The organism is Sphingobacterium thalpophilum, from assembly GCF_901482695.1.
Lineage (GTDB): Bacteria > Bacteroidota > Bacteroidia > Sphingobacteriales > Sphingobacteriaceae > Sphingobacterium > Sphingobacterium thalpophilum.
In genome coordinates this window covers 3,809,142-3,822,017 of sequence record NZ_LR590484.1, presented here as the reverse complement: position 1 = coordinate 3,822,017, position 12,876 = coordinate 3,809,142, and the positions used below count along the sequence as shown (strand labels likewise).

Genomic DNA, 12,876 nt, shown 5'->3' with positions numbered 1-12,876 from the left:
ATTTCTCCATATGGTTGCTTCACCCCTAACATATTTTAAGTTGTATTACATGACTTTTTTTTCTAAAAATGTCCAACAAAAATGATCATTGGCAGCAAAAGTAGTGATTTCGTAGCAAAATTAAAAGTTGTCCGCAGCATAATACGCTTCGTTGCATTCTTAAAACTCTGTGTGACTCGCCTAAGATGGAGAATCATTAAATCCGGATCAAAGCGTCCCAACCACCGCGGGAATACATGAAATGACTATTCAAAAATTTTTTCACATTGTGCCCTCTGAGCCCTCTACCTGTACGCAATATAGTATTGAGTTCATCCTGCCCGATATTCTGCAACAGCATTTTTTCCACGAAGGTCTGCAACTTTAGGTCTTCCGCCACCCGCTTGATCGGATATCGCACAAAAATCATGTTAACAGCATAATTCTTTGATATTTTAACAACCCAATTATCCATACCGATACTCCTGAGCTGTTCAAAAATAGTCGGGCAATCAAGCATGGTCCCATTTCGCAAAACAATACATTTAGTTTCTGCTGTCACATAAACAGCCACAATATCAATAAAGCGCAGAGCGCTCAAGTTGACTTGTTGCTCGAATACGCCTTGTTTCGCCAATAGATCGGCCAATAAATAAATATCAACGTTCGTTATGTCCAGGCCGTACGTTCGATCATCCTTTTTCACCCTCCTGCCCTTTAACATCACAATGGGTGCTGTGTAAGACAGTTTTTCCACCGAAGGTCTGACTCTACCCTGGACTTTCCTTTTTGTCACAATAGGCTGAGGAACTGGAAGTTCCTTCTCAAACTCCATACTACGGATGACCTCCATAAAGGGACGATCGTAAATCACAGCCAGATTGTGGCGCTGACCAACCGAATGATATAGCAACGACCAGTTTTCCCGCATATAAATCATCAGGCTATAGGATACAAAAATAGTTGCATAACGGATCCCATAAGTTTGCATGTGGGATTCAAAAAGGAATGAGCGCTCTACAGATGACTGACTATAGACAAAAATGACAGCAACGTACAAGAGTAAAAATGGGAAAACAGACACAAGTAGAAGGGAAAAGAAAGCGACAAAATGCAAGATGACATCCAATCCCGGTATATGTTTTACACCTTCCCCCAATCGCTGCCGCATATAGGATACGCTCCAATAGGTCGGTAAATTGAGCATCAGTGACACTATTGTGGCCCCGATCCAAAAAACAAATACCATAATAACTACTAAAACCCAATATTTTAACTGAACTGTGCGTTCCAAAAATCCCTGTATCGATATTGTTTTTAAGTTAAAGACAATGGATAGCATCAGCGAACAAAAAAAGTAAATAATAGATTTCATAATGTTCCTCCAAAATGCGTGGCTAGGATAATAATAATAGTTGTATTTAGATAAATCTACACTAAGATAATCATTTCAATCAAAATTTTAAAACAAATAGTTTTTTTTATAAAATAATTATACCTAAATTAATTAAGAGATCCAAAAGCGCTTCTTATCTTCAAATAAAACAAGCAGATTTATCACCTTAGATAATAATCTTGATTATAACACGGCAACCCATTGCCAACAACCTGCATCGGACTGCCGTGTTATCAATTTTTTTGGTCAAGAAACAGTGAAATTTGATGAAATATCTACATATTGTCTTATAATAAATTTAAATAATGAAACAGCAATTTAACAACAGTGGAGTGGCTAAAGTACAATCTCGAATCTTAGCACTACCAGAAACATTACTAAAAAATGAAACCAGCGCCATCCGTCAAGATTTTCTGGCTTGGATGGAAACTAACTTTGCACTGACAACGAGTCAAAAGTTCCAGCTCATGACGATGCCCGATGAGCTACAGACAAATTTGGGCCTAGCTATCGCTAATTGTTACGAAATGGGACAGGCTGTACAATTTTTTAAAGAAACCCGTTCGGACCACGACCAACCGGATCTGAAAGATATTATGATCCATGGGGCTGAAACGATGGCCGAAATCGACAGCATCAGCATGCAAAAAACAGCATTTGTCGGGCAGCTTGCTATCAATATACGTTACAAAGTCAGGATGTGACCAATCGTGTCGCCTTCGATGTAAACAAAAGATTATACAGTCAATTAACCATGTCGTTTATCGCCACTATAGAAAGTAAACGGCATGGTAAATTTATACACACTGACCTTTTCATTTCCTTCGACGCAATAATCAGCATGAGAACAGCATACAATAAGATAAGGAAGCACCTAAGTTCGCTATTGGTCAGGCTCGGCCACATTCAGAAGCAATTCCAGCATCAAGTAAAAGTAGAAGAACTTTCGGTAGGACAATATGATCCATGCCTGAAAAACATCGCGGATACACTCACACGATGGTCATCCCCAAACACGAAAAGAGAAGCGGTAGCACAACCAGTTATTAGTTTGGGGCCCGTCACTACGAACGGACGAATTCCATTAATCAGTAAATCACATTATTCGATCTGTATCTGGCATCCCTATGTCTGGCTAACAGAAACGTACAGCATATGGATACGGAACAATCCTCGTCTCCAGCTGGTCTCTCATGAAGATGTCTGTACCGCTGCGAGGTGTTCGGAGATCCTTCTATTTAGTTGTGGCAGCAACTACGCTGTTAACTCCCTTTTAGAACAGATCGATATTAGCAACAAATTTGTCATTATTGTCTCCACTAACAGTGAAAAGAATATCCGTCTGCATATAAGATCCCGGATCGACCATTATCAAAATGCGTATCTGATTGGATCACAACATCAATTTGATCTATTCATAACACAAATACTCTCCCAGGCGATACATTGACATTATCTCAAAAAATATGAAATCATATTACCAAGTCGGCAATCAGATCCTTAAATATGCCGACAAAAGGGTGGGAAGGTAATTGCTTTTTAGCCGGAACGAACTAAGTCAAAACAAGATGTCTTGAAAAATAATTTCAATTTACTTATCTTCGTTATTCAATATAAACTTTACAATTAGACAGTCTTTTCCACCTGCGACATGGTTGATTCCGGACTGACTGATTTCAGGCTGACTGATCTCAGGCTGACTCTTTTTCACGATTTATAAAGTATAAAAATGGGAAATTTTCCTAAGCTCGAGACACAGCGACTCATCCTCAACGCCATAACTGCCGCGGATATTCCTCAGATTGTAACTTATCTCCAAGAGAAGGTATTTTCCGACTTTACCTCGAATATTCCCCATCCGTACCGTAAAGAAGATGCAGAGTTTTGGATCAAAATATCTGATGAGGCCTTCAAAAACCGCAAAGCTTTTAACTTCGCTATTCGGGATAAAAGCGGAGAACTGCTAGGGGCTATTGGACTACAGGATGAGGGCTCTGATAAAGCGGAGTTGGGCTACTGGATAGCTATACCCTATTGGAATCAAGGCTACGTGACAGAGGCCGCTAAGAAGATTATTGAATACGGTTTTAAAGAATTGAAGTTCAACAAAATATTTGCTACTTTTTTTCCGCACAATGTCGCATCGGGAAAAGTGATGAACAAAATCGGCATGAAGCCCGAAGCGATCCTAAAACAGCATTTAAAGAAAGACGGAAAATATTATGATATTCCAATGTACTCGATTTTTAGAAACGGTGTAAAATAAAATTGATTAAAATTACCTATTTTTAATAAACAAAGAAGCACGACAGACCATGAAAATATTCGCGTTCGCAGGAAGCAATTCTTCTACCTCCATTAATAAACAGCTGGTTAAATTCGTTCTCAAAAGTTTTGAACAACAGCATGATATTGATCTCATCGACTTAAACGATTACGATATGCCGGTATTTTCTGTCGACAGAGAAAAAAAAGGTTATCCCGACGCAGCTTACCGTTTTTTAGAACATATTGCCGCCTGTGACATCATCGTATGCTCTTTAGCAGAGAACAACCGTTCTTACAGTGTGGCATTTAAAAATATCTTTGATTGGGCATCGAGAATAAATGTAAAAGTATTTCAGGACAAGCCTATGTTGTTGATGACGACTTCTCCCGGTGGCTATGGAGGGGACAATGTGATGGCAGAAGCGCAGAAATTCTTTCCTCAATTTGGCGCGATAATCAAAGACTCCTTCTCATTGCCTAAATTTTACGATAACTTTGATTTGGACAATGGCACCATAACTGACCCTATACTTCTGGAACAGCTGAATGAGAAAATAGAGCATTTTAAGGAAACTCTGGTATAGATATAAGCATATTGGTCCAACAATAGATGCAGCCATCCAAATACACCAGCCGCCGCCGATTCCAAATTTTTGCGCTGGGCGGTGAATCAGATTTTAGCCTCGGTCAACAAAGAGGTTTCTACCCATATAGTACACATTCAAGGCGAAAAAGATCATATCCTACCCATAAAGTACTTATGTGCTACGTTATCACTAAAAGAGCGGAGCATTTTCTGACTGTAACTTCTTCGAAGGATGTTGAACATGTTATAAAGAAAACTTTACAATACAACAAAGTAAGCTTAGAACGGTGTCGCTAATTTCGTATAATTCGGCAAAACAATAGACTTAAAAAAGAGGTTTATATTTAAAACATGCTGGAATAATGATTAGAAAAACTTTATTTCTTTTACCGTTGATCCATGCCTTTTGTATTAACATCTGGGCACAAGAAAAGCTTCCATTGGATCCTAACCTCGAAATTGCGGCTTCTTTTGGTCCCTACCGCCCTATTGGAGTCAGTGTAAGTTCAAATAACAGATTATTTGTTTCGTTTCCGAAGCAAAAAGAGGATCACCAATACGGCCTGACAGAAATTATAAATGGTAGACGCGTCCCCTATCCCAACGAAGACTGGAACAAACAGGGTGATGAAAAGTCTCATTTTGTCAACGTTCAGGATATATTTGTCGACGCGCAGGACTATTTGTGGGTACTGGACTCAAAACCATCTTCTTCTGGTTCCATCTTTGGCGGTCCAGGTAAGATTGACGAAGGACAATTCAAACTGTTGAAAATTAATACACGTACGGATCAAGTCGAACGCATTTATACGTTCAACGACATTGACAAAGAAAAATCAGGCCTAAATGACGTCCGCATCGATGTTCCGAAAAACCTAGCTTATCTTTCGGATCCCGGACAGGCGGCAATCATTATTCTTGACCTCCGGACAGGAAAAACTAGAAAAGCGCTGGAAAACACCTCCTTTACACTTGCCGATCCCGGACTTGTGCTCAGCTATTCTGGTACAGCAATGCGCAATACAGCCGGCAAACCGTTTCTTTCCAATGTCAACGGAATTGCCTTAACTCACGACTTTAATTACCTTTATTTCAAACCCATAAACAAGGAATATTTATACCGCATAGCAACTAGGCATCTTGCGGACTCATCCTTATCTTCGACAGTGTTGCAAAAAAAGGTGGAAAACATGGGAAAGGTTGGAGTCACCCACGGTTTACTTGCGGATAGCCAAGGTAACATTTATCTCACAACTTCAATGGACTACAGTATCAAGTACCTGTCTTCCGATGGAGAGATCCATACACTCACACAGGACCCAAGATTGCTATGGCCGGATTCTTTAGGGATCGGAGGCGATGGCTATCTTTATTTCTCGTGTGCACAGCTTTCCAGAGACCCGCAGTGGAATAATGGGATCAGCAAAGTTGAACTGCCATACAGGGTTTTTAAAGTAAAACTACCACAGCGAAAATAAAAAAGTAATAATGAAACTATTTGTAAAGACGCTCTCTGCGATGTTACTTGCGTTGACTTATTTCACAGGTCATGCGCAAACTGGCCGTCCCGTCCTTGATATTATGCTCAGCAATTATCAATATCCTTATCCCGTACATTTTCTCGAACTGAAGAGCCAGGGCGAAAACTTAAAAATGGCTTATATGGATGTCAAACCTCTGCAGCCGAACGGGCAAACCGTTATGCTTCTCCACGGCAAAAACTTTAATGGTGCCTATTGGAAGACCACCATCCAGGCACTGAACGGGGCAGGCTACCGGGTTATTATCCCAGATCAGATTGGATTCGGTAAGTCTTCCAAACCGACAGCCTATCAATACAGTTTTCAGCAATTGGCTGCAAATACAAAGCTGCTACTGGATAAATTGAATCTCAACAAAATTAGCCTGCTCGGCCATTCAATGGGCGGTATGCTCGCTACGCGATTAGCACTGACATATCCCGAAACTGTCGAAAGACTTATCTTGGAAAATCCTATCGGTCTGGAAGATTGGAAAGTTGTGGCACCCTATACCACCATTGACCAAAATTTTCAAACCGAATTAAATGCCAGTTACGATGCCGCAAAAAGATATCAAAAAGGATTCTATTACGACAACAAATGGAAGCCCGAATATGATGAATGGGTATATTTGCTTACCGGATGGACCAAAGCCAAAGACTACCCTACCGTTGCACTGGTGAATGCCAAGACTTCAGACATGATATTTACACAGCCCGTAATGTATGAATTTCAGCATATCAAAGTCCCAACTTTGCTAATTATAGGTACCCGGGATCGGACAGCCATTGGCAAAGCTAACGTAAAGGATCCAAAAATAGCAGCAGCCATGGGGCAATACCAGAATTTAGGAAAAGAAACTCAGCAAAAAATAAAAGGCTCAAAACTCGTGGAACTTGAAGACGTAGGACATTTACCCCATATTGAAGCTTTTGGTCAGTTTATTCAGCCACTGCTCTCTTTTTTGAAGGATTAGCCCACATTTCTCGGCTAAAACCTGCGAACTATTGTTTCGTAACACCTGATCTTGTATTACGAATTAATTTAGCTATCTGTCTACCACGCAAACAGGACACTTACATAGCTTTCGATATTTTTGTTAAAAAAAATAGCACAAAAATTTCCATAAACTAATATTTTTAGTATATTTGACTATCAATTTTAGACAGTATCTTTATGGAACAAGCGAAAGTATACGACAATAGAGATCTCCATGTAGGTGATATTGTTCGTTTTCATACACCTTACCCTGACGAGGATCCCCATACAATTTTTATTGTACTCTGGTCGTTCTACGATCCTGATGGAAAGTCATCACGTGCTGAAGTCGTGAAGTTTGACCCTACGTTGAAGCAATACCCGATTATTCAAAAATGGTTTATTCGGGACTTGGAAAGAGTTCCAGAAATCAGTCCAGAATTACTTAAACAGATCGAGTTATTCATGAAAAGCAAACTGGGTAATACCATTATTAGTAAGTTGGCTTTTTAAAGAGATATGATGAAAGGGACGATAGAAAACAGATTCAAGACCAGCCGTACACTTGGCGGGATTCCAATGCGGTCAGACTGGCGTGAACAGCTCAAAAACAGCGAATTAACAGGTTTAATGCAACGGCTTGAAAGCATGCCGCGGGAGACACTCGTTGAGTGGCTACAATGGCATAAACCGAAAGGAAACTATACGGACCGAAAATGTCTTGATAATGGTGCGCCCCTTCTTTCCAAAGCAAAAGCTGTTGAATATACTTACAAAGAAATATTATACATTCATTTGAGGAAACAGCATAACGATTTCCCTGCTGCAACGGGACAGTTACTATTCAAAAATTAATAATTTCATTATGGAAATGTTTATCAAACAAATCATTGGTCATCAATTGCCCGACATAGCTGCCATGGAAACGCGGCAAAAAGATTGGCGCTATCAGCTTCTAAACCTTAAAGACCAGGCGCTATTCGAGCGACTCTCCCTAATGAAGCGCTATGAGTTGCTTGAATGGTTGCAGTGGCATGATTGTCACGGGTGTTATGCAGATCGCGATCGTATCAGAAAAGGCATACCTTTATTTACCAAACTTCAAGCACTGACAAGTGTTTACCACCACATCATGCGTGATCACGAAACTTGGGACGGGTATATGGGCAACAGATATATTCGCAACAGCTATTCTCTCATCATATAACCTTCCAATGTACGAAGATTGGCAATCGCCGCACCGATCGTGTTATTGAAATAGGTATAAACTGTTTTTCCTTCAGCAAGACAATCATTAATATAGCTGCTGTACTCATAGAGTAATGTATCTTCATAGCTTTCGCGATAGTCTCCGTTGGGCCCATGAAAACGTATGTACACAATACCTGTACCATTGCGGGAAATGCTCAGGCCTTTACCATCTTTGTCATGCAGTACGCGATGTGCATTATAGGACTGCAACAGTTCTTCCGTTTCTTCACGGTACCAAGAATCGTCCCTGAATTCTACACACACTTGCCAGCCTACACTCCTTTCATCAGACGCGATCACGCCCAAAAGCCGGTCCAAGTTGGTGATTGACGGAAACTTGGCCGACGGTGGTAATTGTACCAGCAGGCATCCTTTTTTATTTGCTGCACCCTGGATTACCCCTAAGAACTTACGCACATCGTCAGTATCAAACATCAAGTCTTTTTGATGTGTAATTCCCTTCCATAATTTAAAGGTAAAACGAAAATCAGGACCTGTCTCGTCACTCCAGCGCTCAACAGTCTCCAATCTGGGCATCTTATAAAATGAGCTGTTCACTTCCAGAGAATTAAACAATAAACTGTAGACCGATAATCTGCTCTTATCCTGCAGTTCTTTTGGATAAAAGTTCTTGTTTTTGTAGGGCAAGAGAATACCGCTCGTCCCCGAAAAATAATTTCCCTTCATACATATATAACAATAATAAATACCATAAGGGTTCAGGTCTTTAGCTAAAATGCTTATATTTAAAAATGATGATCGATGACTTATAATGAAAGTACCAACCTACGTATAGCAAATATTTTTTACATTTTATGAAAAAGACACTAACTCTGCTTACACCGATGTGGGCATTTTTTTTAATCGGATGCGGAGGAAACAACAAACACTCTGCACCCTCCTCAATCGATAACCAACCCGAACATGCGCCTGTCATTAGTTTGGAAGGCATCAAACAAAAGTACACTCAGGGGGAAGAAATCGACATTAAAATTGCGGAATCCAATCGGCTACATATAGATTCTGTGCAATATTATATCAATGATCATCTTATTGCAACTGTAAAAGATAGTAGGCCCGTCCGATACACGTTGAGCAGAGAAAAGTTTGGTAAACAGATCCTTAAAGTTAGCGTATTTAACAAGGGGGCATCGATTGAAAACGCGATAAGTGTTGACTATCTGCCTCCTACACCGCCGAGAATACTGCGTTACAAGATTATCAACACATACCCACATGATATCACAGCGTTCACGCAGGGACTGGAATTTTATGGAGATCAACTCATGGAAAGTACGGGAAACGGTATCGGTGTCAGCGGACATAAAGGCAAATCCAGTATCCGGATGGTAAATCCTAAAACAGGAATACCGACCAAAAAAGTAGAACTACCAGATGCAATTTTCGGTGAAGGAGCAACGATATTAAACGGGAAACTATACCAGCTGACGTACAAGAACAATCTAGCCTTTGTCTATGACATCAACACATTCAATAGAGTAAAAACACTGCCTTATTTTCAACAGATGGAAGGCTGGGGCCTTACTTGTGACGGCCAAAAACTCTACATGTCAGACGGATCCGAGCACATTTACCTGATCAATCCTGAGGATTTTTCCAAGATTGACTATATACGGGTTGCTACCGACGAGAAAATCGTTGACCATATCAATGAGATGGAATGGGTGCACGGAAAAATTTATGCCAACTTTTTTATGGAGAATATCATTGGTATTATTGACCCCAAAACTGGGGCAATTGAAGCTTTAGCTGATCTTTCTGAATTACGCGAACAGGTCACCCAACATATAGATCTGGACGTGCTGAATGGAATAGCTTATAACAAAAAGTCAAAAACTTTCTTTATTACCGGAAAGAATTGGGACAAAATTTTCGAAATCAGCTTATTTGATGAGTTACCGTAGTCAGGTTAGATGCACCAAAATGCAAGGTATCCAGTATCGGCATTTGCTCTTTTATAGAGACAAGCGAAGTTTAAGAAGAATGAACAATTAGATCATATTTATGGAAAATACAGATTTAAGCAATATCGTGATTGAAGCATGGAGTGAACCAGATGGAAAGACAATCTCCGAACTGGCCTCACTAACATTGGATGTCGTCCGCGGAGGCGCTTCCGTAGGGTTTATGGGCAACTTAAGTCATGAGGAAGCGAGGAACTTTTGGCAACAGATTCTGGTTAAGGCTACCGCAGGAAAAATTGTGTTGCTCATTGCAAAAAACACCTCGTCCGATCAGATCGTGGGCACGGTACAGCTACAGGTAGATCTCCCCAGAAATCAACCTCATCGCGCCGATGTTGCGAAGATGCTGGTACATTCATCTTTTAGGCGCCGGGGCCTGGCGGAAAGCTTACTTAACCGTATCGAACAGCTAGCAAAAACGCTCGGAAAGTCATTATTGGTACTCGACACAGTAAGTTACAGTCCCGCACATGCGCTATACTTAAAATGTGGATGGAAGGTCGTTGGGGAAATTCCCAACTATGCACTCCTTCCGGATGGTACGCCTTGTGGCACAACCTATTTCTATAAATCCCTGATAGCTGATTAAATGCTAAAATACAGAGCCTCCATAGCGCGATTGCGCTGCGGAGGCTCCATAATAAAGACTACTTGTATTAATTTATCGAGTTTTATACCATACCGGACCGGGCTTATTGCTCATCTCAAATACGAGGTTTGCGCCCGACATGATTTGTTCATGTGTAATATAACTTGTTTCAAGTGGTTTTCCATTTATCGTGACTGACCTTATATAGATATTTGATTTATTCACCCTGTTAGCTTTGACCGTAAATTTTTTACCATTGGCCAGCTTAAGTTCGCTATATGGAAATATAGGAGTGCCGATTTCGTATCTGCCACTCACAGGATCAACCGGATAAAAACCAAGTGCACTAAAGACATACCACGCTGACATTTGACCACAGTCATCATTTCCACTCAGACCAGAAGGATTATTCAGATACAACGTTTCCATGACCTGCGCAGCATAGTGTTGCGTTTTCCAAGGTTCCTCAACGGCATTGAAAAGGTACAAGGCATGATGACTCGGCTCATTTCCATGCGCATATTGCCCTATCATCCCGGTACTAAAGATCGGGAGTTTGCTGCTGTCCACGGGATGCATGGTGAACATACTGTCTAGCTTCTGAGCAAATCGGGATTTCCCACCTACGAGATCCATTAATCCCCGAATATCGTGCTGAACCGACCAAAAATACTGCCAGGCATTGCTTTCACAGATATGTGTACTATATTCTTCAGGGTCAAAAGGCGCAACAAACTTGCCGCTGCTGTGACGGGGCTGCATAAAAGAACTAGCCGGATTATAGACATTTCTATAATATTTTGCCCTCGCAGAAAATGTTGCAGCAATAGCTTTATTACCCAGCCTATCCGCCATAACAGCGATACAATGATCGTCAAAAGCGTATTCCAGTGTTCGGGACAGTGACCAGTTATCGCTATTATATGTATCTTGAACATCATAAGGAACATAACCTATTTTTTTATAAAGGCCTATTCCTCGATAGTGATCGATATTTGCTGTCGCCACACAGGCAGCCAACGCCTTGTTAGCATCGAAGTCGCCAATCCCTTTTAAGTACGCATCCACAATAACTGGGATAGCATGATTACCGATCATCATATCAGTTTCGCTTCCATAGATATTCCAAACGGGTAGCCGGCCATTTTGTTCATAGAATGCAATAAAGGATTTGACCATATCATTGACACGGTCTGGATCAGTATACGTAAATAAGGGATGTGAAGCCCGGTATGTGTCCCATAACGAAAACGTACTATAATTGGTCCACCCCTCAGCTCGATGAATTTTCCGGTCCGCACCGAAGTAAGCCCCATCGACGTCTCCAAATATTGTAGGAGCTAACTTCGAATGATATAATGCTGAATAAAATTTAACTTTGGCATCTTTATCCGCTGTCCGGATGGCAATTTTTCCCAGCTCTTCGTTCCATCTTTTTTCCGTTTGCTTTAGATAATAGTCAAAGTCATCTTTCGGGACTTCCGCTTTTAAGTTTTTGGACGCCCCTGCCATGCTTACTCCTGAAAGGGCTGTACTGAGTGTTACTTGTTCACCGGCAACTGTCTTGAAGTCAAAACGCGCCTTGTATGCGGTACCGATACGCTCTGTGGTCTTTTTTACAGTATCCATAACCGACAAGATGGCCGAGCTGTCGATATGCACGGCGCGAAAGGGCTTTGAAAACCGCGTTTCAAAATAGACACGCTGTCCCCTAGCCCAACCCTCAGAATAACGATAACCACGAATTGTCACTGAATCCACCACCTCAATATAGGAGTCTGTCGTAACATCCCAGTTCATCGCTTTTTTCAGGTCCAGAAATACTGCGGCGTCTGCTTCTGGAAAAGTATACCGCTGAATGCCACAGCGAGGGGTTGCTGTCAGTTCTACATGAATGTCATAGTCGGTCAGCTTGACCCGATAGTATCCTGCATGGGCCTGTTCGTTTTGATGCGAAAACTTAGCATGAATACCTAGAGGAGCTTCAGCTTCGTGATAAGGTAATGTTACCGGCATAAAAGAAATATCATATAAGTCGCCGGCTCCTGTACCGCTCAAGTGTGTATGACTAAATCCGGCGATCGTGCTATCTGGATAGAAATAACCTGAGATACGGTCCCAGCCCGGTAACCCATTGTCTGGACTTAATTGTACCATACCAAAGGGCGCCTGTGCCCCAGGGTATGTATTTCCAGTAAAGTCAGTGCCGATAAATGGATTGACAATCTGTGCATATCTATCAACACCCATATTCTTTTGCGATGCACAACCCACCAAAGCCAGCAGCCCCGCACCCATCAGGTATTTTATATTTTTCATTTAAT

The 12,876-nt window shown here is 41.2% G+C and carries 14 protein-coding genes; 11 read left to right on the top strand and 3 right to left on the bottom strand.

Translation table 11 applies throughout. The features are described 5' to 3' along the window. Positions 1–196: 196 nt before the first annotated feature. A complete protein-coding gene (locus FGL37_RS15715; protein WP_138096900.1) occupies positions 197–1,228 on the bottom strand; it encodes a hypothetical protein in 1,032 nt (343 codons plus the stop codon). 452 nt (positions 1,229–1,680) lie between these two features. Between FGL37_RS15715 and FGL37_RS15710 the strand changes: the two genes are divergently transcribed. From FGL37_RS15710 to FGL37_RS15670, 9 genes are all read left to right on the top strand, one after another. After that, positions 1,681–2,079: a hypothetical protein gene (locus tag FGL37_RS15710; RefSeq protein ID WP_028069076.1), complete on the top strand. Its 399-nt coding sequence runs from the start codon at positions 1,681–1,683 to the stop codon at positions 2,077–2,079. 137 nt (positions 2,080–2,216) lie between these two features. Next, positions 2,217–2,825: a hypothetical protein gene (locus tag FGL37_RS15705; RefSeq protein ID WP_138096898.1), complete on the top strand. Its 609-nt coding sequence runs from the start codon at positions 2,217–2,219 to the stop codon at positions 2,823–2,825. Positions 2,826–3,104: 279 nt separating this feature from the next. Then, a complete protein-coding gene (locus tag FGL37_RS15700; protein WP_028069078.1) occupies positions 3,105–3,641 on the top strand; it encodes a GNAT family N-acetyltransferase in 537 nt (178 codons plus the stop codon). A gap of 49 nt (positions 3,642–3,690) precedes the next feature. Further along, a complete protein-coding gene (locus FGL37_RS15695) occupies positions 3,691–4,227 on the top strand; it encodes an NADPH-dependent FMN reductase (protein ID WP_028069079.1) in 537 nt (178 codons plus the stop codon). A 364-nt stretch (positions 4,228–4,591) separates the two neighbouring features. Next, the gene (locus FGL37_RS15690) at positions 4,592–5,707 is read left to right on the top strand and encodes an L-dopachrome tautomerase-related protein (RefSeq protein WP_028069080.1); all 1,116 of its coding nucleotides are present in this window, start codon (positions 4,592–4,594) and stop codon (positions 5,705–5,707) included. Positions 5,708–5,717: 10 nt separating this feature from the next. Then, a complete protein-coding gene (locus tag FGL37_RS15685) occupies positions 5,718–6,725 on the top strand; it encodes an alpha/beta fold hydrolase (RefSeq protein WP_028069081.1) in 1,008 nt (335 codons plus the stop codon). Positions 6,726–6,925: 200 nt separating this feature from the next. Further along, complete coding sequence (locus tag FGL37_RS15680; protein WP_028069082.1) at positions 6,926–7,240, top strand: hypothetical protein; 315 nt, start codon at positions 6,926–6,928, stop codon at positions 7,238–7,240. Between the two features lie 6 nt (positions 7,241–7,246). After that, entirely contained in the window at positions 7,247–7,582 is a 336-nt protein-coding gene (locus FGL37_RS15675) for a hypothetical protein (RefSeq protein ID WP_138096896.1), read from the top strand. Positions 7,583–7,592: 10 nt separating this feature from the next. Further along, the gene (locus FGL37_RS15670; protein ID WP_028069084.1) at positions 7,593–7,934 is read left to right on the top strand and encodes a hypothetical protein; all 342 of its coding nucleotides are present in this window, start codon (positions 7,593–7,595) and stop codon (positions 7,932–7,934) included. On the opposite strand, the gene FGL37_RS15665 is transcribed toward FGL37_RS15670, so the two are convergent. After that, positions 7,916–8,665, bottom strand: coding sequence for a DUF72 domain-containing protein (locus FGL37_RS15665; protein WP_028069085.1), 750 nt, complete (start codon positions 8,663–8,665; stop codon positions 7,916–7,918). The genes FGL37_RS15670 and FGL37_RS15665 overlap by 19 nt on opposite strands. Positions 8,666–8,793: 128 nt before the next feature. Between FGL37_RS15665 and FGL37_RS15660 the strand changes: the two genes are divergently transcribed. Together FGL37_RS15660 and FGL37_RS15655 are read left to right on the top strand one after the other, a co-directional pair. Beyond that, on the top strand, positions 8,794–9,903 hold the full coding sequence (locus tag FGL37_RS15660; RefSeq protein ID WP_028069086.1) for a glutaminyl-peptide cyclotransferase: 1,110 nt from the start codon (positions 8,794–8,796) through the stop codon (positions 9,901–9,903). Positions 9,904–10,003: 100 nt separating this feature from the next. Further along, a complete protein-coding gene (locus FGL37_RS15655) occupies positions 10,004–10,552 on the top strand; it encodes a GNAT family N-acetyltransferase (protein WP_081817808.1) in 549 nt (182 codons plus the stop codon). Positions 10,553–10,624: 72 nt separating this feature from the next. Here FGL37_RS15655 and FGL37_RS15650 read toward each other — a convergent pair whose 3' ends face one another. Next, on the bottom strand, positions 10,625–12,871 hold the full coding sequence (locus tag FGL37_RS15650) for a GH92 family glycosyl hydrolase (protein WP_028069088.1): 2,247 nt from the start codon (positions 12,869–12,871) through the stop codon (positions 10,625–10,627). Positions 12,872–12,876: the final 5 nt, after the last annotated feature.